We start from the raw sequence: 22,501 nt of genomic DNA, 5'->3' as shown, positions 1-22,501 counted from the left end.
CCTAGCCCCCTTGAATATTTAAAGTAACTGAAAACAATATAATTACAGTGTTGCCACCATAACCGCCTTTATGGAATGTAATCTGTTTTCTGCCTCATCAAAAACCACTGAATGCTTGCTTCTAAATACTTCATCTGAAACTTCTCTAATATCTATACCCTGTTCCTCGATATAGTATTTTGCAGTCTGCGTGTTAAAATCATGATAGGCCGGCAGACAATGCATAAATATAACATTCTCATTGTCAGCTGCCTTCAGCAGGTCCTTTGTAACCTTATAAGGTGAGAGGATTTTTACTCTTTCCTGCATTTTATCCTCTTCTCCCATGGAAGCCCAAATATCAGTATATATTGCATCTGAGCCTGCTAAGTCTATTATGTTATCTGTGACAATAATCTTTGCCCCGGTTTCAGCAGCTATACTGTTAGCCTTATCAAGTACCTCCTGTGAAGGCCACAACTCCTTTGGTCCATAGGCCACATATGTCATACCCATTTTGGCACAGCCATACATCAAGGCGTTGGACATATTGTTTCTCGCATCTCCAACAAAGGTGAGCTTTATATCCTTTAATGGCTTATTGACCTTTTCCTCCAAGGTCATAAAATCTGCCAACACTTGTGTTGGATGATCCTCATCCGTCAACCCGTTCCAAACCGGTATACCTGACTTCTCCGCCAAGGTTTCTACTATGCTTGGATCAAAACCTCTAAACTCAATGCCATCATAGAATTTCCCCAAAACTACTGCTGTATCTTCTATGGATTCCTTCTTACCCATTTGTGAGTTACTTAAGTATGTTACATTGGCGCCTTCGTCATAGGCAGCTACTTCAAAAGCACATCTTGTCCTAGTAGAAGTTTTATCGAAAATTAACACTATGTTTTTTCCTTCTAATACCTTATCTCTGACTCCACTCTTCTTTTTTCTTTTTAATGCATGTCCAAGATCAATCAGATATCGAATTTCCGAAGGTGAAAAGTCCAATAGTGTAAGAAAGCTTCTTCCCTTTAAATTAACAGTCATATAACCACCTCAATTAATATTTATACATGATATATCTATATTTATACATATATTATACAACAAAAACTCCTGTTGTACACAGGAGTTTTTAATATTTATACGTATTTTTTTATATTTATTCTTTATAATACCCAATTTTTCTAAACTTTTCATACCTTTTCATTAATAATTTATCTTCTTCCAGGCTACATAGCTTTTCTAAGGTAGAAATAAATCTATCCTTTAGTATAGTAGCCATGGCGTCTATATTCTTATGAGCTCCTCCATTGGGTTCCATAATTACCCTATCAATGACCTTTAAACTTAGCAGATCCTCTGCAGTGAGCTTCATTATATCTGCTGCTTCTTGAGCTCTGGAAGCATCCTTCCATAAAATACTAGCAAAGCCTTCTGGCGACAGTATAGAATAAACTGAGTTCTCCAACATCCAGACCTCATCTGCCACCGCTAAAGCTAAAGCACCACCACTTCCTCCTTGGCCTATAACTACTGAAATTATAGGTGTTTTTAGATTCATCATAGTAACCAGGTTTCTTGCAATAGCTTCACCCTGACCTCGTTCTTCAGCCCCTATTCCACAATAGGCACCTTGAGTATCTACAAAACAAATAACCGGTCTGCCAAACTTCTCTGCCTGCAGCATTAATCTTAGTGCCTTTCTGTAGCCTTCAGGATGAGGACAACCAAAGTTTCTAAAGATGTTGTCCTTTGTGTTTTCACCCTTTTGCTGAGCTATAACAGTAACACTTCTACCGTCTAACTGAGCAATACCTCCTATAATAGCAGGGTCATCACCGAAATTTCTGTCTCCATGGAACTCCATAAAGTTATCAAAAATTCTATCTATATACTGCTTTGCTGAAGGTCTTTCTTGGGCACGAGCCATATTTACCTTTTCCCAAGCACTTCTCTCCTTATTTATACCCATAGACATAATTATCTCTCCTTATGAAGCAATAGTATATTGGCCAATGTACGTCTAAGTTCGCTTCTATGAACTATACTGTCAATAAAACCTTTCTGTAGCAAAAATTCCGCAGTTTGAAATCCCTTGGGCAGCTCTTGTTTAATGGTATCTTGTATTACTCTCTTTCCTGCAAAACCGATTAGTGCTCCCGGTTCTGCCAGGATTATATCTCCTTCCATAGCAAAGCTGGCAGTGACACCACCGGTGGTAGGATCTGTAAGGACTGTAACATAAAGAAGCTTACTTTCAGAATGTTTAGCTATGGCTCCGCTTATCTTTGCCATCTGCATCAAGGACACTATGCCCTCCTGCATTCTGGCTCCGCCGGAAGCTGTGAATATTATTATAGACAGTCTCTGCTTGGTTGCATATTCCACAGCCCTTGTTATCTTTTCTCCAACTACAGAGCCCATACTCCCCATCATAAAATTGCTGTCCATTACGGCAATAACAGTGTCTAATCCGTTGATCTTGCCTCTCCCTGTTACTACCGCTTCATTGACACCTGCTAATTCCACTGTTTTCTCCAGCTTGCTTTCGTAGTCTTGAAAATTAATAGGATTAACACTTTTCATTCCTTTATCGAATTCAATGAAGGACTCCTTATCCAGAACATATTTAAGGCGATCACTGGCGGATAACCTAAAATGATAATTACAATTACTACAGGTATTATAGTTTTCTTCCACATCGCTTTTATAGAGTATTTTACCGCAGTTATTGCATTTTATCCACATTCCATCCGGAATAATAGGTCTATGTTCCTCTTCTGTACTCAAAGTTGTAGAGCTTACAGTAATATATTTCTGTTTTTTAAACAAGTCCTTTATCATTCACTTTTCACCAACTTATCTTTTAAGAATGAAGTGTCATACTCTCCTTTAACAAATCTGTCATCACAAAGTATTTCATATTGAAATTCTATATTTGTAACTACACCTTCGATTAACAGTTCTCCTAAGGCCCTCTTCATTCTGGCTATAGCACTGCTTCTGTCCTCTGAATGAACGATAAGCTTCGCTATCATTGAGTCATAATGTGGGGGAATGCTGTAGCTTTGATAAACAGCACAATCTACTCTTACTCCCGGTCCACCGGGCAGGTTAAGGCCCATAATTTTCCCCGGGGAAGGTCTAAACTCCTTGCTTGGGTCTTCAGCATTAATTCTGCACTCTATAGCATGACCTCTTATCTTTATGTCCTCTTGCTTTATATTAAGTGCCTCTCCTGCAGCAATTCTTATTTGTTGCTTTACAATATCTATACCTGTTACTAACTCTGTTATAGGATGCTCTACTTGAACTCTGGTGTTCATCTCCATAAAGTAGAAGTTATGGTTGCTGTCCACTAAAAATTCTATGGTTCCGGCATTGTGGTAGCCTACCTTTCTTGCAGCCTTAACTGCTGCCTCTCCCATTTTTATCCTTAGCTCCGGCGTTAAGAAGGCAGAAGGAGCTTCCTCCAGCACTTTTTGATTTCTTCGTTGAATAGAACACTCCCTTTCACCTAAGTGGATGATATTGCCGTATTTATCTCCAAGGATTTGAAATTCAATATGGTGAGGCTTGTCAATAAATTTTTCCATGTACAGTGTATCGTCACCAAAGCAGGCTTGTGCTTCAGTTTTCGCTGTGTTATAGGCCCTTGAAAGTTCATCCCTGCTGTAAACTATTCTGATACCTCTGCCGCCTCCACCGGCTGCAGCCTTTATCATTACAGGATATCCAATGATCTCTGCCATTTCATGTGCAGCCTCATCACTTTTCAAGGCCCCTTCAGTTCCCGGAATAACTGGTACCCCGGCCTCCTTCATAATTTCTCTGGCTTTAGCCTTATTTCCCATGAGTTCTATACTTTCAGCATCAGGGCCGATAAAAGCAATATTACATTCCCTGCACATCTTAGCAAACTTACTGTTTTCTGAAAGAAATCCAAAGCCCGGATGTATTGCCTCTGATCCAGTCAATACAGTGGCACTTATTATATTTTGTATGTTTAAATAGCTGTCCTTGGATGGGGCTGGCCCAATACATACCGCCTCATCAGCCAGCTGCACATGGAGGGCATCTCTATCCGCCTCTGAATATACAGCTACGGTAGCTATACCCATTTCTCTGCAGGCTCTGATTATTCTAACAGCTATCTCACCCCTATTAGCTATTAATATCTTTTTAAACATATATCCTCCCATTATCTTCCGACAATGAATGTAATCTCAGCTTCGCAGGCCTTATGCCCGTTAACGGTTGCCACTGCTTTACCCACACCGGCAGGCCCCTTAACCTTGATTATCTCAACCTCCAGTTTTAAAACATCTCCCGGCACAACTTTTCTTCTGAATTTAGCTTTATCTATACCGGCAAAGTAAGCTATTTTGCCTTTGTTTTCTTCAAGACTTAAAATAGATACTGCTCCGGTCTGTGCCAGGGCTTCTATTATAAGTACACCGGGCATAACCGGCTCCTGAGGAAAATGTCCCTGGAAGAAATATTCATTCATAGTCACATTCTTATATGCAGTAACCTTTACCCCCGGTACTACCTCCTCTACTCTATCAATTAGCAGGAAGGGATAGCGGTGAGGTAAAATATTTTGAATTTCTCTTATATCCATAAATTCACCAACCTACGCTTTTATTTTAAATAGTGGCTGATTGTACTCTACCATTTCTCCGTCTTTTACAAGCACCTCTATAATTGTTCCATTACATTCGCTTTCTATCTCATTCATAAGCTTCATAGCTTCAATTATACAAACAACATCTCCACTTTTAACTGTTTTACCAACAGTCACAAAGGGTTCACTACCAGGTGAGGGAGCACTGTAGAAGGTTCCTACCATTGGTGACTTAATCAATGTACATTCTACATCTTCCCTCTCCTGTTTCTTAACAGTTTCTACCCCAGTAATTACTTCACTGGAGGTGAAAGCCTCATACTGCTTTGCTTCCACAGTTCTTGTTGTAGTAAGAATCGGAGTTTCAGTGCTGTCAGTGTTTTTCTCCAATTTAATTCTCATGTCCTTGATTTCTATCTCCATTGAGGACAGTTTAGAATTTTCCATCATTGAGACAATTTCTCTCACTAAGTTTAAATCCATATTCAACCTCTCTCTTTTTATTCTTTCCACTTTTTAAAGGCTATAGTAGCATTATGGCCTCCAAAGCCTAAGGAATTTGATATTGCAACATTTACTTCTACCTTACGTCCCACATTAGGAACATAATCCAAATCGCAGTCCTCATCCTTTACCTTATAGCCTGCTGTCGGAGGAATAAAATCATCCAATATTGAGTTTATACAAACTACTGCTTCCACAGCCCCGGCAGCCCCTAGCAGATGTCCTGTCATTGACTTTGTGGAACTTACAGGTATTTTATAAGCCTGCTGGCCAAAGACTCTCTTTATGGCAATAGTTTCGAATTTGTCATTATAAGGAGTACTGGTTCCGTGAGCATTTATGTAGGATACCTCTTCCTTTGCGATGTCTGCATCTCTTAGTGCCATCTCCATACATCGGGCTGCGCCCTCTCCTTCCGGATCCGGAGAAGTCATATGGTAGGCATCACAGGTGGCTCCATAGCCTACGACTTCACAGTATATTCTGGCGCCTCTTTTTAATGCATGCTCTAAGGTTTCCATGATCAATATGCCGGCACCTTCTCCAATTACAAAGCCATCTCTTTCCTTGTCAAAAGGAATAGAAGCCCTCTCAATATCATTGCTGGTACTTAGAGCCGTAAGGGATGTAAAACCGGATACCCCCAAAGGAGTGATAGAAGCCTCTGCACCACCGGCAATCATTATATCTACAGTGCCCTTCTGAAGATGATTAAAGGCATCTCCTATGGCATTGGTTCCGCTGGCACAGGCTGTAACCACACTGGTACAAATACCCTTTGCCCCATATCTTATAGCTATATTACCGGAAGCCATATTTGAAATTGCCATAGGTATAAACAACGGTGATACTCTTGAAGGTCCCCTTTGAAGGAGCTTATCATATTCTCTTTCTATGGTTCCAAGTCCACCAATTCCGGAACCTACTAATACACCTAATCTATATTTATCAACAGCATCAAGATCCAGACCACTGTCTCTAATAGCTTCTTCTGCTGCAGCCATAGCAAATTGACAGTATCTGTCCATTCTCTTACATTCTCTTTTATCAATATATAGTTCAGGTTGGAAGTCTTTAACCTCCGCCGCTATTTTGACCTTATAGTCTGTAGTGTCAAAACCCTTTATATAATCTATGCCGGTTTTTCCATTTTTACAATTTTCCCAAAAGGTTTTTACATCATTACCAATTGGTGTAATGGCCCCCATACCGGTTACTACTACTCTATTTAACATATTATTACCAACCTCTCTTCTAAACAACCATTCCGCCATCAACATTGATTACTTGCCCAGTTATATAGGAAGCACTATCTGATGCCAAAAATGCTGCTAATTCTGCTACATCCTCTGCTTTACCAATCCTTTTCAGAGGTACACTTTCTACAATTGCATCCTTTACTTTCTGAGGCAGTACCTCTGTCATATCTGTCTCTATATATCCCGGAGCTATGGCATTCACTGTTATTCCTCTTGAACCAAGCTCCTTTGCCATGGATTTTGTAATTCCCAAAATACCTGCCTTTGAAGCAGCATAGTTTGCCTGCCCCGCATTTCCCACAAGGCCAATTACAGAAGATATATTGATAATTCTCCCACTTTTCTGCCTAAGCATTATAGAAGATACATGCTTTATGCAATTAAAGCAGCCCTTTAAGTTGACAGATATAACATTGTCAAAGTCCTCTTCCTTCATTCTCAGAATTAAATTATCCTTTGTAATACCGGCATTATTTACTAGTATATCAACTCTGCCGAACTTTTCCTGAGCACTTTTAATAAGAGTTTCTGCTTCATGAAAGTTGCTTACATCGGCCTTAACTGCTAAGGCAGCACCTCCCATATTTTCTATAGCATGTACCAGCTCCTCTGCTTCCTTTTCACTGTTTCTGTAATTTACTACTATATCAGCGCCCTGTTGAGCTAACTTCATAGCTATTGCCTTACCAATACCTCTGCCACCGCCGGTCACTACTGCGCATTTACCCTTAAGCATATTATCCTCCTCATATTCTTATAAACTATTTTATTTTTAAAACTTCCAGAGTATTATTCAGCGATCTTACGTCTTCAACATTTAAAGCCGTTATCTTCCTATTTATTTTCTTTAAGAAGCCAGTCAGTGTTTTACCCGGTCCCAGTTCTATAAAGACATCTACTCCATCCTGAAGCATCCTTCTCATAATGTCTTCCCAAAGTACCGGGCTCATAGCTTGTTTAACTAAGAGCTCCTTAATTTCCTCTTTATCATTTATATAATTTCCATGTACGTTAGTCAGTACAGGAATCTGCATATCCATAATTTTAATTTTCTCTAGTTCTCCCTTTAAGTTTTCAGCCGCAGGTTTTAACAATGAACTGTGGAAGGGAGCACTTACCGGCAGCTGTATACATTTACCCCCCTTTCCGCTCATTATTTCCACCGCTTTGTTTAAGGCTTCCTTTTCACCGGCAATGACGATTTGTCCGGGACAATTGAAGTTTACAGCTTCCACCACCCCAAATTCTGAAGCTTCTTTACAGCCCCCCAGTACTGTCTCTCTATCTGATCCAAGTACTGCTACCATTCCTCCTACTCCCACCGGTACTGCTTCCTGCATAAACTTTCCTCTTTTTTTAACAAGGGCTACAGCCTTCTCATAACTGAGAGCTCCACTGCATACTAAGGCAGAGTATTCTCCTAAGCTAAAGCCCGCTGTAACATCAGCTTTCACACCGGCTGCCTGCAGAGCCTTCATGGCTGCTATACTTACAGTGAGCACGGCGGGTTGAGTTACTTCTGTTGAATTTAGTTCCTCTTTACTTCCATTAAAACAGGTATCTGCTAAATTAAAGCCCAACACATCATTGGCTATATTAAAAATCTCTTTACATTCTATAAAATTATCGTATAAGTCCTTACCCATTCCTGTGTACTGAGATCCCTGTCCTGAGAAAATAAACCCTATTCTTGACATAATCCACCTCTTGAAAGCATTCGCTTAATTACTGCTTCTGCTTCAGCAAACATCTCTTCAACAATCTCAGCAGAAGTCTGCTCCTTATTCACCAGTCCTGCAATTTGCCCTGCCATAACAGAACCCATATCTATATCTCCATCTCTAACAGCTCTTGGGAGTGCCCCTCTTCCCAGTTCTTCATATTTTTCAAGAGCAGCACACTCTTTTTCTAACAGTTGGAATTGTCTTGCCAACTTATTCTTTATGACTCTAACAGGATGTCCTGTAGGCCTTCCTGTAACTACAGTATCTATATCCTTTGCATTCAATACCTTTTTCTTATAGTTCTCATGTATGGTACATTCCTTAGCAACTAAGAATCTGGTGCCAACCTGAACCCCCTCTGCTCCAAGCATGAAAGCTGCAGCCACACCTCTGCCGTCACCAATTCCTCCAGCTGCAATAACCGGTATATTGACTTCACTTACTACCTGAGGTACCAGGGCCATAGTAGTAAGCTCACCAACGTGACCTCCTGATTCACATCCTTCTGCTATTACAGCATCCGCTCCGGTTCTTTCCATTCTAACTGCTAAGGCCACAGATGGAACCACGGGAATTACAATGATACCGTGCTCTTTCCACTTATTTATATACTTGCCCGGATTTCCTGCACCGGTGGTTACTACCTTAACACCTTCGTTGCAGACCATCTGAGCCACTTCATCAGCATTGCTGCTTAGCAGCATGATATCTACTCCAAAGGGCTTATCTGTCAATTCCTTTGTCTTTCGGATTTGTTCTCTCACATATTCTGTAGGGGCATTAGCGGCTGCTATTATTCCAAGACCTCCGGCATTACTAACCGCAGCTGCCAGAGAACTGTCTGCTACCCAAGCCATACCACCTTGAAAAATTGGGTACTTTATTCCAATTAAATCACAAATTTTTGATTTAAACATATTACTCCTCCTACACAAAGGGTCAGACTTTCATCTGACCTAAAAAAACTATTGTTGTGCTTCTATGAACTCTACAGCATCCTTAATGCCCTTAATACTTTCAGCATTTTCAATTTTTATGTTGAAGGCTTCCTCAATTTCTATAACTATTTGGAATAGGTCTAAGGAATCTACCCCTAAATCTTCAAATGTTGTCTCCATAGTTATTTCCTCTTTGTCTAATCCAAGCTGATCCACAATTATATCTCTTACTTTTTCAAATACCATTTTCTTTTCCTCCAATATCAATTATTATTTTTGCCACTGCAAAAATGCAGCACCATTGGTTAGGCCTCCTCCGAAGCCAACAATTATCAATTTATCGCCATTACTTAAAAGTCCTTTTCTATTAATTTCGTCTAATGCAATTGGTATGCTTGCACTGGATGTATTGCCATATTTATCAAGGTTAACATAAAATTTAGACGGATCAGCCGATAATTTCTTTGCTGCATAATCTATAATTCTTACATTAGCCTGATGGGGGATGACATATTGGATATCATCCATAGTTAGATTTTCTCTTTTTAGAATTTCTTCAACGCTTTCTGCCATTACAGAGGTGGCAAACTTGAAAACTTCTCGTCCATCCATTACTATGTGATTATGTCCTGGGTGTTCTATATTATCCGGAGCATAAGGGTTGTTAATAGGTAGTGCATGACTTTGCAAAACCTCCCCCTTTTCACCATCTGCAGCAATCAGTATAGAACCAACGCCTCTTACCTTTGAACTGCTTAACAACACCGCTCCGGCACCGTCGCCGAACAGTACACAGGTACTTCTGTCCTGCCAGTTAACTATCTTTGAAAGTGTCTCAGCTCCAATTACTAGAACATGATTGTATACACCGGTTTTAATAAATTGTGTTCCAACACTTATGCCATAAATAAAACCTGTACAAGCCGCGTTGATATCAAAGGCTGCCGCTTTTTTTGCTCCTAGCTTACTTTGCACAAGACAAGCTGTGGCCGGAGTAAACATATCCGGGGTTACGGTTGCCACGATAATCAGGTCCACCTTCTCTGCACTGACTCCTGCATTTTCCAATGCATTTTTTGCCGCTTTGACCGCTAAGTCAGAAGTATTTTCTCCGGAAGTTATTCTTCTTTCCTTAATGCCGGATCTTGAACTAATCCATTCGTCGCTTGTGTCTACTATTTTAGCCAAGTCGTCGTTAGTAACTATATTTTCCGGCACATATCTTCCGGTTCCACTAATATAAACTTCTCCCATACAACTACTCCTCGTTGCTATTACTCAAATTATATTTTCTTTTGAAGAATTTATTCAGCTGATCCATAGCCCTAACTAAAATCTTTTCTTCCTCTTCACTTAGACCTTCTATAGTGGCCATTACCATGTCCCTATGGAACTTTTCATGGATTCTGTAGGCAAGTTTACCTCTTTTAGTTAGTTGTACAAGTACAACTCTTCTGTCCTCTTCTATTCTTTTTCTTTCAACATAACCCTTATTAATAAGCTTGTTAATGGCGGTAGTCAGAGTACCTACTGTGATCTTAAGGTCAGCTGCTATCTCAGACATACTTCTGGGCTCATACATACCAATAGCTTCTATAGTATGGATTTATGTAACGGTAATATCTTTAAATTCTCCTTGCTGCAATGCTGTCTGCTCAATCCGTAGTATATCGTTAAATATATCTACCAGTAATTCATTTAAGACTTGATAACTTTTATCCATAGATAGTAGTATAACTTCACCTCATTCTTTTACTTTGCACATCAAATACTTTGATTATCAAATTATTTATTTTGATAATCAAAGTATATTATAAAAAGAATGAGATGTCAATATTATAGAAGTAAGAATATAGAAAAATTGAGAATTGACAATAGACAATGGACAATTAAGGATTGGACTGTTGGCTATTAAAAGAAAAGATAAAAAATATTCATCACGGAAGACACAGAAGAATCTGAATACGCTGAGGAGGCTTTCTTTTTAAAGATTGAATTAATCAGAGACAGCGTTAACATTGCTTTATCTGGATACTTGAAATAGTCTAGAACTGTTGTCTAAAATCTTTCTGTGTCCTCAGCAGATTCAGCATCTTCCGTGATGAAATTATACTTCTAAATTGTCAATTATCATAGTTCTTTCTTTAAAGTACACAGGCTTAAGCGAAGTTTCCTGGCAAATTAATTTTGCATTCCCAAAATTCATACCTATAGCCTGAGGATAATGTGAATCTGAGCCAATGGTAACATACCGTCCACCTAGTTCATAAAATCTCTTATATATCACGAGTAAGTTTTCCAGGGCCTTCTTATCCGATAGCCTTCTAGCATTTACTTCCATAGCAATATCATATTTCACTAATGCCAATAAAATTTCATCAATTAAATCACTGTATTCGCTGTAATAGAGTTCCTTATCCTCGTAAGGAGAATATCTGCAAATGTAATCGATATGTCCCAGGCTATCAATATATTGATTTGCCACAATGTTTTTATAAACATCCTGAAGATATTGAATATAAACATCCTCTTTGCTTCTACCAACATATACCTCAGGAAAATATATGTCATAATTTCCCAGGAAATGTAAAGAACCTAATACGTAATCGAATTTATTTTCATTTGCAATTCTGCCATTGGCTTCACTATAAGCATCGGTCAATCCCAACTCTATACCTAGCAGTAGATCACTGTTTCTATATTCTCCATAGCTAGAAAAGTATTCATCAGTGTCAAATACAAATTGACCTTCCTCAGGATGGTTAATATCCATATGCTCAGTAATTATCAGTGATAAGTCTCTCTCTTTTGCTGCACTAATTGCTTCCTCAAGCTTCATTTTGGAGTCTGTTGAGAAGGTGGTATGAATGTGGGTATCAAACATAGTCTATTCCCCCTGATAACAATCAACTATTTCTCCATAGTAAATAGTATGAAGGTCCCCATCTATGTAGGAAGTATTTAATATATCCTCACTTAACATAGCTGCATTCATGTCATGTTTATATACTACCTTGCACTCAAAGTAAATATCGCAGTGGGTAATTACAGGGGCATTTACCTTTCTGCCTTCCTGTGCAGTAATATTAGCAGCCTCAAATTTGTCTACAACCCTTCCGGATTTGCTTCCGCACAGATCCAAAGCTTTCTTTAACCCATCCTTCAAGGGGATACTTACAGTAAATTCACCGCTTTTTTCTAAGAGCTCATGAGTGTAGCGTGATTTCCTCACCATCACTGAAAATATGGGTTTTCCCCATTGGTAACCAATATTTCCCCAGCTTATAGTCATGGTATTTGCTTTATCTTCGTGTTTTACAGAAAGGAAAGCACCTTTCTTATGGAAATAATCCATTACCTTTTCTGCATTTTTTAAAAAGTCTGCTGCCATCTTATAAAACCTCCTATATGGTATTATTTGTAAATTGGATACTTAGCGCAAAGAGCTTTTACTTGCTCCCTAATATCTGATAAGTCCTCTTCTCTATGTTCTACCACATAATTAATAAAGTATGCAATTTTTTTCATTTCTTCATCCTTAAAACCTCTTGTAGTAACAGCAGGAGTACCTATTCTTATACCGCTGGTGATAAAAGGACTGAGTTTTTCAAAGGGAATAGTATTTTTGTTTACTGTTATGCCTACAGTATCCAGAAGCTTTTCTGCCTCTTTTCCGGTTATATTCTTATTTGTCAAATCTACAAGCAGTAGATGATTATCTGTTCCACCTGAAATTAGCTTGAACCCATAGTTTTTAAGTTCTTCTCCCAATACCCTGGCATTTATAACAACTTGGTTCATATAAGTTTTATATTCCTCTGTCATAGCTTCCTTAAAGCATATTGCCTTTGCAGCAATAATATGCATCAGAGGACCGCCTTGCATTCCCGGGAATATGGCCTTATCCAAGTCCTTTGCATATTTTTCTTTGCACAAGATAGCTCCACCTCTTGGTCCCCTTAGGGTCTTGTGAGTGGTTGTTGTAACAAAATCTGCGTAAGGAACCGGATTTGGATGAAGGCCTACAGCTACTAATCCTGCAATGTGGGCCATATCCACCATGAAATAAGCGCCTACTTCATCAGCGATCCTGCGGAAATTTTCAAAATATATAATTCTTGGATATGCGCTGGCTCCCGCTACAATCATCTTGGGCTTATGCTTCAGCGCCAATTGTCTTACTGTTTCATAATTTATTGTTTCTGTCTCCTGCTCTACTTCATAAGAAACAAAATTAAAAAGCTTACCGGAGAAGTTCACCGGACTTCCATGAGTAAGATGTCCACCGTGGCTTAAGTTCATTCCCAGTACAGTATCTCCAGGGTTTAGCACCGAAAAATATACAGCCATATTAGCTTGAGAGCCTGAATGAGGCTGAACATTTGCATGCTCTGCACCAAATAACTGCTTTAGTCTCTCCCTTGCCAAGTCTTCTACCTTATCTACAATCTCACAGCCCCCGTAGTACCTTTTTGAAGGATATCCCTCTGCGTACTTATTCGTCAGTGGTGAACCCATTGCTTCCATCACTGCTTTACTGGTGAAGTTTTCTGATGCGATGAGTTCTATATTATTCTCCTGTCTTTCTGTTTCTTCTTGGATGAGCTTTAATAATTCTGAATCTAAAGCCCCAATATTTTCATAATTCATTTATCTCACTCCTATTCTAAAACACACTTTATATAAATTATAATTATGGAGAAGTCATTTATCAACAAGTTTTTCCATGGTAAAGTTAAAACCTTAATTTATGTGACGAAAAAAACATATTCTGTGATATAATATCATTGAAGTTTAGGAACGGAACCGATAAGAGGGTGATGACATGATTAGTAACATGGATATTAATAGAATTGGTTTTATTGCTGTGGAAGCAGGTAGGATTATACTGGAGAACGGCGGAGAAACCTATCGTGTGGAGGATACCATTGTAAGAATTTGTACGGCTTTTGGCGCCAGCCATGCGGAAAGCTTCGTAACTCCCACAGGAATAATGATGTCCGCCATTGGCAAAGATGGCAGTACAATTTCAATCATAAAAAGAATTAAAGTACGTACAGTAAATTTAGAAAAGATATGTAAGGTTAATGATCTATCCAGGAACATTTATAAATATGTAGACTCAGAGGAAGAAATAATTAAAATATTGAATGAGATAGACGCTACTCCAAGATACGGCCGCAGAAAAACAGTATTCTTTTCTGCCTTGGCCGCAGGATTTTTCACTCTTCTTTTTGGGGGGACGGTGCAGGACTTTTTTCTAGCCTTAATAATTGGATTTTTTATAAAGTTAACAACAATTTATCTCAATAACCTGAGCATAAATGAATTCTTTATAAACATCGTTGGTGGCGCAATGGCTGCCTTATTGGCCCTGATTTTTAACCAAATAGGTTTAGTGGGCAACTTCGACAAGCTGGTCATAGGCTCTATAATGCTGCTGGTTCCTGGCCTTTCAATTACTAACGCCATCAGGGATACCATAGCTGGTGACTTAATGGCAGGAATGACCCGAATTCTGGAAGCATTTCTGGTTGCGATCGGCATTGCTGTAGGCAATGGTATCATGTTAAAGTTGTGGATGTATGTGATTGGGGGGGTACACTAATGGTTCTTCAGACCCTATATGCAATAATGGCTAGCCTTGGTTTTGCTATAATTTTTAATATTAAAGGAAAAAACATAATTTATGCTTCTTTGGGAGGAGGCCTAGGTTGGCTTATCTATATTTTTTGTCAGGAATTTAATTTTAGCACCACTGCCTCTATGTTTATGGCATCCCTGGCCATCGGCACCTATAGTGAAATAATGGCAAGGGTAATAAAAGCGCCTGTGACCGTATTTGTGGTTTGCGCTCTAATTCCTCTGGTTCCCGGAGGCGGGATGTACTACACAATGTTGGAGTCCATTACCGGTAATGTTGATACTGCCTTAAAGCTTGGAATTGATACCTTAAGCAATGCAGGTGCCTTAGCAGTTGGGGTTTTGCTTACTTCTTCAATTTCAAGGCTTATGGGTAGTAGTGGATCAAAATAAAATTCATGGCGGAAGGCGCTGAATATACGGAAATACGTGGAGAAATACTTTTTAATACTGAATTTTCGAGGAAGCAGAGAACACTGAAGGATTCTTATTTGCAAAGTAACTAGCTTAAGTATATCGCTGTGTTTTGGAAAAAAGTGTTGATAAGTAAAATAAGTAAAATAAGTAAAAAGAAAAAATCTAGGCATGCTATTGCATGCCTAGTAAAGTTAAGTTATTTTATAAATTAAGTCATAGCCGAAACAAGGTTTCAAGCTGAATTAATAACCCCTTCCGCATCCTCAGTGTATTCCGTGGATTCCGTGTTAAATTTTTTAAGAGTAACAATTGCATTTATTGACCGTCGTTCCCTTACTTTAAAAATGTCAGGATTGTTGCTACAAGCCCGTCTATATTCTTGTTGGTGGCTTCCGGGTCTTCGCTTATTAAGCAGCCCTTAGCATAATTTTCAACCAAAAGGGCACCAACTTTATTTATTCCTTCTCTAACTGAAGCAATTTGTACTAGTATTTTCTTACAACAGGCTTCAGTCTGAATCATCTTCTCTATTTCCTCAACCTGAACAAGAATTCTATTTAATCTAATCAGTATTTCACCCTTTAAGTCTGTTTTTTCTACGGGCTCTTCCGGCATATCTGGGCCCTTTAAAAAAAGTAATAGTGTAATTACCAGTTCGTCTATATTCTTAGTGGTACTTTTACTGTCTTCACATATTACGCAGCTCTTTGCAAAGTTCTCTACCAAAAGGGCTCCAACCTTATTGTTGGCAGCTCTAATAGCAGCAATTTGTACCAAGACATCCTTGCAGCATACTTCACAGTCCACCATTTTCTCTATACCTTTAATCTGTCCTTGAATTCTTCTCAATCTAACAGCAATATCCTTTTGTAAGTTCTTTCTATCCATTGTTTCCTCCATTATACCTATACCCCGTATATATTATATTAATTATAACATTATTATGCTACTCCTTCAACTTGCCTAAACATAAAAAAAGTATGCTTACGCATACTTTTTTTATATTTCTTGATTATTTATAAGTCTTACTATGTTATCCTTGTGTCTAATAATCATTAAAACACAAGCTATTAGGGCACCGTTGGTAATTGCCATAGGGAACTGTAGAATATAACACATAAGCGGCAACATGATGCCCGTTGCAATAGATCTTATGGATACTATACTAGTAATAACCTTTAATAAAAAGTGTATAGCTATTCCAGCAGCAGTTGGTATTGGGGCTATAAAGAAAAAGGCTCCAAGGGTTGTGTTCACGCCTTTCCCTCCCTTAAATTTGAGGAAAGGTGTATAATTATGTCCTAAAATAGCTGAAATTGCTATCATGGATAAAAAGGTATCTTTATCCACCTGTAAAGCTAATTTATCATACAGATAAATACTTACAACCACCGGAGTAACACCCTTTGCTACATCTATTATCTGAGTGATGATTGAGGCTTTTGAACCTGCAACTCGCTTTACATTTGTTGAACCTATATTACCGCTGCCCACTGTCCTTATGTCTATACCACACATTTTTTTTGTTATTATGTACCCAGAAGGTATAGAACCACATAAAAATGAAATTAAGATAGTAATAATAAGTATCATATTATTCAACATCCTCACTTGCTACATAGTAATTTTATATTTAGAAAATTATCCTGGCAATATGATAGCATAAATATAAACAAAGCTCAAACTATTTATTTATTCTTCAATCAGGTACTTCTCCATTTCTATTATGGAGATTTAAGATTTTACAATTTAAATCATTATTACAGGTACTAGTCCAAACTCCTTCGATCCCTTTAGCCATAACTCCAATGTATTCTTTGAAATATCTTCCCCAAGCATCCCACTGGATAAACTCTTAAGAAGTAAATAAAAAACGTCCACCATTAAAGGCGGACAGCAATATCTTGATTAATTTACTTTACCATCATATATTAATGGAAAAGCACAGCTAATTTAAAAATTTGTGATTAGTTTTATAGTCCTTCTGTGTTTATCCTAGGCATGGTGTCTTCAGCATAATCCCATTCCTCATTATCTATAATCACTTCATTATCGATATTGACCTCCCAACTTGAATCCTGAAATTCTCTTGATAGACTTTCTTCTGTTTTGTATTGAGTTTTTTTTGATTTTTTTACCATATTCTCGCCCCTTTTATGTAATAAAGATATATATATTATTTCCCGAATCTCTATTTATATATAAATTAGCAATTATTCTGTTTATTAAATTTGACCAAATATAAAAAACACATACCTCCATATGAGGGTATGTGTTATAAACTTATTTATCAGTTTGTATTCCAATGCTAAGCTCCTTAAGCTGCTTTTCATCTACTACGTTTGGAGCTTCTGTCATTGGGTCGAAAGCATTTTGATTCTTAGGGAAGGCAATAACATCCTTAATGTTATCTCTGTTGGTTAAGAACATTACCATTCTGTCAAAACCGAAAGCTAACCCCCCGTGTGGTGGTGGTCCAAACTTGAAGGCTTCTAATAAGAATCCAAATCTTTCCCATGCACTTTCCTGGGTAAAGCCCAGAACCTTGAACATCTTTTCCTGAAGCTTAGTGTCGTGTATTCTTATACTTCCTCCGCCCAGTTCTTCACCGTTAAGCACTATATCATATGCCTTTGCTCTAACCTTTGATGGGTCAGTGTCCAGAAGAGGTATATCTTCATCCATTGGCATAGTGAAGGGGTGGTGTTCTGCTACATATCTGTTTTCTTCTTCATCATAGGATACCAATGGGAATTCTGTTATCCAAACAAAGTTGAATTCTTTGTTGTCCTTAAGTATTTCAAGCTTCTTGGCTACCTCTAATCTTAAAGCACCAAGAGCACTTAATACCACTTTATTCACATCTGCTACTATGAATATTAGGTCTCCTACTTTTGCATTCATAGCATTTATTACTTCCATTGTCTTGTCATCTCCAAGGAATTTGCTGATTGGAGACTTTATACCATCTTCCTTATAAGCTATCCAAGCTAAGCCTTTAGCCTTGTAGGTCTTAACAAATTCGCCAAATCTGTCGATGTCCTTTCTTCCCATGGTAGCACCGTTGTCAATTTTAATAGCTCTTACGGAACCATTTTTAGCAAGAGCATCCTTGAACACTGTAAACTCAACCTCCTTTACTATTTCAGTCAAGTCCACAATCTCATAACCAAATCTTAAATCAGGTTTGTCAGAACCGTACTTTTCCATGGCTTCTTTGTAGGGCATTCTTCTTATTGGGGTTGGAACGTCATAATTCAATAATTCCTTAAATACTCTCTTTATCAAACCTTCATTTAAAGTCATTACATCTTCAGCCTCTACAAAGGACATTTCCAAGTCCACCTGAGTGAATTCAGGCTGCCTGTTAGCTCTTAAGTCCTCATCTCTGAAGCACTTTACTATCTGGAAGTATCTATCAAAGCCAGACACCATTAATAGCTGCTTAAAGAGCTGTGGTGATTGTGGCAGCGCATAGAACATGCCAGGGTAGTTTCTGCTTGGAACCAGATAGTCTCTGGCTCCCTCAGGCGTACTCTTTGTAAGCATTGGAGTTTCTACTTCCAAGAATCCATTTTCATCAAGATAATCTCTGATAACCTTGGCGCACTTATGTCTAACCATGAATATGTTCTGCATATCCGGTCTTCTAAGATCCAAGTACCTATATTTCATTCTTATGGTTTCTGCAGCATCTAGATCTTCTTTTATGTAGATTGGAGGAGTTTCTGATTCTGATAGTATCTTTATTTCTTCTCCTCTTAACTCAAATTCACCTGTTTTCATATTGGGGTTTGGTGCTTCTCTTCTTGCCAATACTCCAGTTACGGCTATACAATACTCGGATCTAACGCCGTCGGCCTTTTCAAAGGCAGCCTTGTTGATTTCTTCTCCAAATACTACTTGAAGTATTCCTGCTCTGTCTCTTAAATCCACAAATATCAGTCCGCCCAGATTTCTCTTTCTTTGAACCCATCCCATAACGGTAATGGTTTCATTTAAATTTGCTTCAGTTACATTCCCGCAAAGTATAGATCTTTTTAGTCCATTTAATGCTTCTGCCATGGTTTTACCTCCTGTTATTCCCCTTTGATTATACGGCTTACAGCTTCGTAGTCATCAATATTTATATCAATAGTGCTGCCATCTTCCATCTTCTTTAGTCTGGCAACTCTTTTGTCCAGTTCATCCTCACCCAATACCAGTGAGTATTTTGCACCTAATTTGTTTGCGTACTTCATCTGCGCTTTCACACTCCTACCCATGTGATCGCAATCGCACTTTATGCCTTTTTTTCTTAGTTCATAAGTAAGTTTCATCGCTTCCAAGGAAGCCTTTTCCCCCATTGAACCGATGTAAAGCTGTATGTGGTCAGGCTTAGGAATCTCAAGGCCTGCTCCTTCTATGGTCATTATAAGACGCTCCAGGCCCATGCCAAAGCCTACTGCAGGCATGGAAGGACCTCCAATCTGTTCAATGAGGTAATCATAGCGTCCGCCGCCACATACCGTAATATCATTATTGATTATTTCAAAGACAGTCTTGCTGTAATAGTCCAGTCCTCTTACTATATATGGGTCAACTTCATAGCTGATTCCCATAGCTTCTAAATAGCCTTTTAGTTTATCCATGTGTTCTTTGCAATCATCGCATATATAATCTAAGATTACTGGTGCAGTCTTAGTGATGACCTTGCACTTTTCTTCCTTACAGTCCAAAATTCTCATAGGATTTTTCTCATATCTGCTGTTGCAGGTTTTACAGAGATTGTTCAAATTATCCTTTAGGAAACCCTTTAAGGCATCATTGTATGCCTTTCTGCATTTGGGGCAGCCTATACTGTTAATATGCAGCTTTAAATTATCTATACCAACCTCGCTGATAGCTCTCATAGCTAGACTGATAGTTTCTGCATCCAAGGATGCTGCCGGCGCCCCAAAAACCTCCACACCAAACTGGTGATGTTCTCTGAATCTTCCCTTTTGAACATTCTCATAACGGAATACTGGTGTAAAGTAATATAGTTTTGTTGGCTGAGCTTCACTGTAGAGACTGCTTTCAATGAAAGCTCTAACTGCCGGAGCTGTTCCTTCCGGTTTTAGTGTGATGCTTCTGCCCCCCTTGTCTTCAAAGGTGTACATCTCTTTTTGAACAACGTCGGTAGTTTCACCTACCCCTCTTGTGAATAATTCCGTAGCTTCAAAAGCCGGAGTTCTGATTTCCCTACAGCCATACTCCTCTGCAATCTTTCTTAGTTTGCCTTCTACATAGTGCCATTTATAAGCCTCTTGTGGAAGTACATCCTTAGTCCCCTTCTGTGCTTGTATCATATTTAAACCTCCTTAGCCCTTATAAACTGTATCCAGGAGAGCAAGCTTTCTCTCTATAAGCTCATCAATTCTATTTACATACTCTCCCACATCCTTTAAGTTTGCAAATCTTTCTATTCTGTTTTCCTCAGAAAATATTACCTTAGTTACAGCATCTGCACCAAGGGCAATATTAACCTGATTCTCTTCCATAATCTTTACATTATATATACATTCCAAGCCCTTTATAGTATAGCCCACATTTTCCATATTGCCTACCATATTTTTTTGCCTATATAGATAATATGGAATCATACCAAGCTTTTGGGCTGTTTTCCTTGTGACCTCAAACATTTTTGTCAGCTCTTCCATACCCAACTTATTTGAATATTTATCATTGATTAGGTCTTCATGAAGTCGTGACGCTCTCTTTATAGACATACCATGCACCGTAAGGCTCTCTGGCTTTAATCTAAAAATTTCTCTGCAGGTATTTTCTACTTCTTCGATACCTTCTCCCGGTAAGCCAACTATAATATCCATGTTGATATTGTTAAAGCCCAGTTCTCTGGCCATATTAAACTTATTAATAACCTCTTCTACGGTATGTATTCTACCTATAGTTGTTAAGGTTTTGTCGTTCATACTTTGTGGGTTTATGCTTATTCTTGTCACTCCATATTCTTTCATTGCCATAAGCTTCTCTTTAGTAATGCTGTCCGGCCTTCCTGCCTCAACGGTAAATTCCACTATTTCAGAACCGGTTATAAAATTTTTATGTATGCTTTTCAAAATGTCAGCAAACTGTTCATTATTTACCGAGGTTGGAGTTCCTCCTCCAAAATAAATACTTTCTATATTTAGGCCCTTTTCTTTTATGTAGACAGCTATTGCATGTATTTCCTTCTTTAAGGCATCCAAATAAGCCTCAACAAGAGCTTCCTTCCCCCTTATTCCATTAGCGGCAAAGGAGCAATAGGCACACCTTGTTGGGCAGAATGGCATGCCAACGTATATGCTTATGTCTTTTATGTCATTCCTCAGGTACTGCTCTTGATTTTTTGCCACATCATAACAGAGCTGGGCTTTTTCTTTGCTGACCAAATAATGCTGCTGATAGTGTTCCAGCACCTTTTCCAAATCAAGGCCCTTATGTATAAGACTTGAGGCTATCTTAGTGGGCCTGATACCTACTAAAGTGCCCCAGGGGTGTAATTTGCCGGTAAGCTTTGAAAAAAACTTATAAACAGCAACTTTTATATGATCTTTCAAGATATTGTTTTGAAGGCGAGCATAGTAATCCTGTATTTCCTTGCCCTTAATTAATACTCCTTCATCCTGAACTTCCACTTCAAAATCCTGGTTTTCACTTACAAAATTCACATCCTCAAAGGGATAAAATAGTTTTACAATCTGAAATACATCATATTTATATTGTTCAAGATTTATACTTAGTTTTATACTCATTTGTTCTCCCTGCTGAAGCTTTATAAAAATGGATTAAATTGCTTCTCCCTGCCTATGGTAGTTTCTTCTCCATGTCCCGGGAGCACTACCGTATCCTCAGGTAAATCCATAAGCTTTGTTTTAATACTGTTTATTAGAATCCTGTGGTTTGCTCCCACAAAATCTGTTCTACCAACACTGCCATTAAACAAGGTGTCTCCGCTTATAAGTATATTGTCAAAATAGAAGCATACCCCACCAGGTGTGTGGCCAGGAGTGGTTATGCACTTTATCTTTGTAGAACCAAGCTCAAATACTGTTGCTTCATAAATAAAATTATTTATAGAGCCATCATAGCCCTCCATGTTAAATAGCTCGCTGGCTACCGAATGTATCATGTCGTAGTCCTCTTTTGTAACATAAACAGGTGCCTTATACTTGTTTTTCAAATCCATAACAGCCCCGGTGTGATCAAAATGACCATGGGTCAGCAATATATACTTTACCTTTGCCTCATTTCTCTCGAGAGTTGCTATAAGCTTCTCTGCCTCACCGCCTGGATCGATAACCGCAGTTTCTTTAGTTTCTTCATCTATTAATATATAACAATTAGTAGCTAAAGGGCCCGCTGGAATTCTTAAAACCTTCATAA

Annotated in this window: 23 protein-coding genes and 3 pseudogenes; 2 read left to right on the top strand and 24 right to left on the bottom strand. The window is 38.5% G+C overall.

Annotation, left to right across the window (positions count from 1 at the left end; translation table 11 throughout):
* Window positions 1–42: 42 nt before the first annotated feature.
* From argF to FHY60_RS07600, 16 genes and pseudogenes are all read right to left on the bottom strand, one after another.
* Entirely contained in the window at window positions 43–1,026 is a 984-nt protein-coding gene (gene argF / locus FHY60_RS07675; protein WP_139904419.1) for an ornithine carbamoyltransferase, read from the bottom strand.
* 115 nt (window positions 1,027–1,141) lie between these two features.
* The gene (locus FHY60_RS07670) at window positions 1,142–1,954 is read right to left on the bottom strand and encodes an acetyl-CoA carboxylase carboxyltransferase subunit alpha (RefSeq protein WP_139906325.1); all 813 of its coding nucleotides are present in this window, start codon (window positions 1,952–1,954) and stop codon (window positions 1,142–1,144) included.
* Between the two features lie 8 nt (window positions 1,955–1,962).
* Window positions 1,963–2,826, bottom strand: coding sequence for an acetyl-CoA carboxylase, carboxyltransferase subunit beta (gene accD, locus FHY60_RS07665; RefSeq protein WP_139904418.1), 864 nt, complete (start codon window positions 2,824–2,826; stop codon window positions 1,963–1,965).
* Complete coding sequence (locus FHY60_RS07660; protein ID WP_139904417.1) at window positions 2,823–4,172, bottom strand: acetyl-CoA carboxylase biotin carboxylase subunit; 1,350 nt, start codon at window positions 4,170–4,172, stop codon at window positions 2,823–2,825. The genes accD and FHY60_RS07660 overlap by 4 nt, the downstream gene beginning before the upstream one ends.
* Window positions 4,173–4,183: 11 nt before the next feature.
* Complete coding sequence (gene fabZ, locus FHY60_RS07655; protein WP_139904416.1) at window positions 4,184–4,606, bottom strand: 3-hydroxyacyl-ACP dehydratase FabZ; 423 nt, start codon at window positions 4,604–4,606, stop codon at window positions 4,184–4,186.
* 12 nt (window positions 4,607–4,618) lie between these two features.
* A complete protein-coding gene (accB, locus tag FHY60_RS07650) occupies window positions 4,619–5,092 on the bottom strand; it encodes an acetyl-CoA carboxylase biotin carboxyl carrier protein (RefSeq protein WP_139904415.1) in 474 nt (157 codons plus the stop codon).
* Window positions 5,093–5,109: 17 nt separating this feature from the next.
* Window positions 5,110–6,348: a beta-ketoacyl-ACP synthase II gene (gene fabF / locus FHY60_RS07645; RefSeq protein WP_139904414.1), complete on the bottom strand. Its 1,239-nt coding sequence runs from the start codon at window positions 6,346–6,348 to the stop codon at window positions 5,110–5,112.
* 19 nt (window positions 6,349–6,367) lie between these two features.
* A complete protein-coding gene (fabG, locus tag FHY60_RS07640; protein ID WP_139904413.1) occupies window positions 6,368–7,108 on the bottom strand; it encodes a 3-oxoacyl-[acyl-carrier-protein] reductase in 741 nt (246 codons plus the stop codon).
* 25 nt (window positions 7,109–7,133) lie between these two features.
* The gene (gene fabD, locus FHY60_RS07635; RefSeq protein WP_139904412.1) at window positions 7,134–8,069 is read right to left on the bottom strand and encodes an ACP S-malonyltransferase; all 936 of its coding nucleotides are present in this window, start codon (window positions 8,067–8,069) and stop codon (window positions 7,134–7,136) included.
* The gene (fabK, locus tag FHY60_RS07630) at window positions 8,057–9,013 is read right to left on the bottom strand and encodes an enoyl-[acyl-carrier-protein] reductase FabK (RefSeq protein WP_139904411.1); all 957 of its coding nucleotides are present in this window, start codon (window positions 9,011–9,013) and stop codon (window positions 8,057–8,059) included. The genes fabD and fabK overlap by 13 nt, the downstream gene beginning before the upstream one ends.
* Before the next feature lie 48 nt (window positions 9,014–9,061).
* Entirely contained in the window at window positions 9,062–9,280 is a 219-nt protein-coding gene (locus FHY60_RS07625) for an acyl carrier protein (protein ID WP_139904410.1), read from the bottom strand.
* A gap of 24 nt (window positions 9,281–9,304) precedes the next feature.
* Window positions 9,305–10,288, bottom strand: coding sequence for a beta-ketoacyl-ACP synthase III (locus tag FHY60_RS07620; RefSeq protein ID WP_139904409.1), 984 nt, complete (start codon window positions 10,286–10,288; stop codon window positions 9,305–9,307).
* A 4-nt stretch (window positions 10,289–10,292) separates the two neighbouring features.
* Window positions 10,293–10,757: pseudogene (locus FHY60_RS07615) on the bottom strand (MarR family winged helix-turn-helix transcriptional regulator).
* Window positions 10,758–11,141: 384 nt separating this feature from the next.
* Window positions 11,142–11,918: a histidinol phosphate phosphatase gene (locus FHY60_RS07610; RefSeq protein WP_139904408.1), complete on the bottom strand. Its 777-nt coding sequence runs from the start codon at window positions 11,916–11,918 to the stop codon at window positions 11,142–11,144.
* 3 nt (window positions 11,919–11,921) lie between these two features.
* Window positions 11,922–12,425 (bottom strand): flavin reductase family protein, encoded by a 504-nt coding sequence (locus FHY60_RS07605; protein WP_139904407.1) that lies wholly within the window; start codon window positions 12,423–12,425, stop codon window positions 11,922–11,924.
* A gap of 23 nt (window positions 12,426–12,448) precedes the next feature.
* A complete protein-coding gene (locus FHY60_RS07600) occupies window positions 12,449–13,684 on the bottom strand; it encodes a serine hydroxymethyltransferase (protein ID WP_139904406.1) in 1,236 nt (411 codons plus the stop codon).
* 187 nt (window positions 13,685–13,871) lie between these two features.
* On the opposite strand from FHY60_RS07600, the gene FHY60_RS07595 reads away from it, so the two are divergent.
* Window positions 13,872–14,642 carry a threonine/serine exporter family protein gene (locus FHY60_RS07595; protein ID WP_139906323.1) on the top strand — a complete coding sequence of 257 codons (771 nt, stop codon included), beginning with the start codon at window positions 13,872–13,874 and terminating at the stop codon, window positions 14,640–14,642.
* Window positions 14,642–15,070: a threonine/serine exporter family protein gene (locus FHY60_RS07590; protein WP_139904405.1), complete on the top strand. Its 429-nt coding sequence runs from the start codon at window positions 14,642–14,644 to the stop codon at window positions 15,068–15,070. The genes FHY60_RS07595 and FHY60_RS07590 overlap by 1 nt, the downstream gene beginning before the upstream one ends.
* A gap of 357 nt (window positions 15,071–15,427) precedes the next feature.
* Here the strand turns inward: FHY60_RS07590 and FHY60_RS07585 are convergent.
* The 8 genes and pseudogenes from FHY60_RS07585 to FHY60_RS07555 form a co-directional block, all read right to left on the bottom strand.
* Window positions 15,428–15,658: pseudogene (locus FHY60_RS07585) on the bottom strand (metal-sensitive transcriptional regulator); the annotation flags it as partial.
* A 60-nt stretch (window positions 15,659–15,718) separates the two neighbouring features.
* Window positions 15,719–15,994, bottom strand: a pseudogene (locus tag FHY60_RS07580) (metal-sensitive transcriptional regulator); the annotation flags it as partial.
* A 99-nt stretch (window positions 15,995–16,093) separates the two neighbouring features.
* On the bottom strand, window positions 16,094–16,687 hold the full coding sequence (gene plsY / locus FHY60_RS07575) for a glycerol-3-phosphate 1-O-acyltransferase PlsY (protein ID WP_139904404.1): 594 nt from the start codon (window positions 16,685–16,687) through the stop codon (window positions 16,094–16,096).
* A 380-nt stretch (window positions 16,688–17,067) separates the two neighbouring features.
* Window positions 17,068–17,235, bottom strand: a complete 168-nt coding sequence (locus tag FHY60_RS17835) for a hypothetical protein (protein ID WP_163193972.1) — start codon at window positions 17,233–17,235, stop codon at window positions 17,068–17,070.
* Between the two features lie 142 nt (window positions 17,236–17,377).
* Entirely contained in the window at window positions 17,378–19,159 is a 1,782-nt protein-coding gene (gene aspS / locus FHY60_RS07570) for an aspartate--tRNA ligase (protein ID WP_139904403.1), read from the bottom strand.
* Window positions 19,160–19,173: 14 nt separating this feature from the next.
* On the bottom strand, window positions 19,174–20,424 hold the full coding sequence (hisS, locus tag FHY60_RS07565; protein WP_139904402.1) for a histidine--tRNA ligase: 1,251 nt from the start codon (window positions 20,422–20,424) through the stop codon (window positions 19,174–19,176).
* A gap of 12 nt (window positions 20,425–20,436) precedes the next feature.
* Window positions 20,437–21,870, bottom strand: a complete 1,434-nt coding sequence (locus tag FHY60_RS07560) for a coproporphyrinogen III oxidase (protein WP_139904401.1) — start codon at window positions 21,868–21,870, stop codon at window positions 20,437–20,439.
* A 20-nt stretch (window positions 21,871–21,890) separates the two neighbouring features.
* Complete coding sequence (locus FHY60_RS07555; RefSeq protein WP_139904400.1) at window positions 21,891–22,499, bottom strand: MBL fold metallo-hydrolase; 609 nt, start codon at window positions 22,497–22,499, stop codon at window positions 21,891–21,893.
* Window positions 22,500–22,501 lie beyond the last annotated feature (2 nt).

Source organism: Clostridium thermarum (assembly GCF_006351925.1).
GTDB classification, from domain to species: Bacteria; Bacillota; Clostridia; order Clostridiales; family Clostridiaceae; genus Clostridium_AU; species Clostridium_AU thermarum.
This window is presented reverse-complemented; position numbering and strand designations above follow the sequence as displayed.

Excerpts from the sequence above, each read along its gene's own strand:
- argF (WP_139904419.1), bottom strand. The coding sequence starts at position 1,026 with ATGACTGTTAATTTAAAGGGAAGAAGCTTTCTTACACTATTGGACTTT.
- FHY60_RS07670 (WP_139906325.1), bottom strand. The coding sequence starts at position 1,954 with ATGGGTATAAATAAGGAGAGAAGTGCTTGGGAAAAGGTAAATATGGCT.
- accD (WP_139904418.1), bottom strand. The coding sequence starts at position 2,826 with ATGATAAAGGACTTGTTTAAAAAACAGAAATATATTACTGTAAGCTCT.
- FHY60_RS07660 (WP_139904417.1), bottom strand. The coding sequence starts at position 4,172 with ATGTTTAAAAAGATATTAATAGCTAATAGGGGTGAGATAGCTGTTAGA.
- fabZ (WP_139904416.1), bottom strand. The coding sequence starts at position 4,606 with ATGGATATAAGAGAAATTCAAAATATTTTACCTCACCGCTATCCCTTC.
- accB (WP_139904415.1), bottom strand. The coding sequence starts at position 5,092 with ATGGATTTAAACTTAGTGAGAGAAATTGTCTCAATGATGGAAAATTCT.
- fabF (WP_139904414.1), bottom strand. The coding sequence starts at position 6,348 with ATGTTAAATAGAGTAGTAGTAACCGGTATGGGGGCCATTACACCAATT.
- fabG (WP_139904413.1), bottom strand. The coding sequence starts at position 7,108 with ATGCTTAAGGGTAAATGCGCAGTAGTGACCGGCGGTGGCAGAGGTATT.
- fabD (WP_139904412.1), bottom strand. The coding sequence starts at position 8,069 with ATGTCAAGAATAGGGTTTATTTTCTCAGGACAGGGATCTCAGTACACA.
- fabK (WP_139904411.1), bottom strand. The coding sequence starts at position 9,013 with ATGTTTAAATCAAAAATTTGTGATTTAATTGGAATAAAGTACCCAATT.
- FHY60_RS07625 (WP_139904410.1), bottom strand. The coding sequence starts at position 9,280 with ATGGTATTTGAAAAAGTAAGAGATATAATTGTGGATCAGCTTGGATTA.
- FHY60_RS07620 (WP_139904409.1), bottom strand. The coding sequence starts at position 10,288 with ATGGGAGAAGTTTATATTAGTGGAACCGGAAGATATGTGCCGGAAAAT.
- FHY60_RS07610 (WP_139904408.1), bottom strand. The coding sequence starts at position 11,918 with ATGTTTGATACCCACATTCATACCACCTTCTCAACAGACTCCAAAATG.
- FHY60_RS07605 (WP_139904407.1), bottom strand. The coding sequence starts at position 12,425 with ATGGCAGCAGACTTTTTAAAAAATGCAGAAAAGGTAATGGATTATTTC.
- FHY60_RS07600 (WP_139904406.1), bottom strand. The coding sequence starts at position 13,684 with ATGAATTATGAAAATATTGGGGCTTTAGATTCAGAATTATTAAAGCTC.
- FHY60_RS07595 (WP_139906323.1), top strand. The coding sequence starts at position 13,872 with ATGGATATTAATAGAATTGGTTTTATTGCTGTGGAAGCAGGTAGGATT.
- FHY60_RS07590 (WP_139904405.1), top strand. The coding sequence starts at position 14,642 with ATGGTTCTTCAGACCCTATATGCAATAATGGCTAGCCTTGGTTTTGCT.
- plsY (WP_139904404.1), bottom strand. The coding sequence starts at position 16,687 with ATGATACTTATTATTACTATCTTAATTTCATTTTTATGTGGTTCTATA.
- FHY60_RS17835 (WP_163193972.1), bottom strand. The coding sequence starts at position 17,235 with ATGGTAAAAAAATCAAAAAAAACTCAATACAAAACAGAAGAAAGTCTA.
- aspS (WP_139904403.1), bottom strand. The coding sequence starts at position 19,159 with ATGGCAGAAGCATTAAATGGACTAAAAAGATCTATACTTTGCGGGAAT.
- hisS (WP_139904402.1), bottom strand. The coding sequence starts at position 20,424 with ATGATACAAGCACAGAAGGGGACTAAGGATGTACTTCCACAAGAGGCT.
- FHY60_RS07560 (WP_139904401.1), bottom strand. The coding sequence starts at position 21,870 with ATGAGTATAAAACTAAGTATAAATCTTGAACAATATAAATATGATGTA.
- FHY60_RS07555 (WP_139904400.1), bottom strand. The coding sequence starts at position 22,499 with ATGAAGGTTTTAAGAATTCCAGCGGGCCCTTTAGCTACTAATTGTTAT.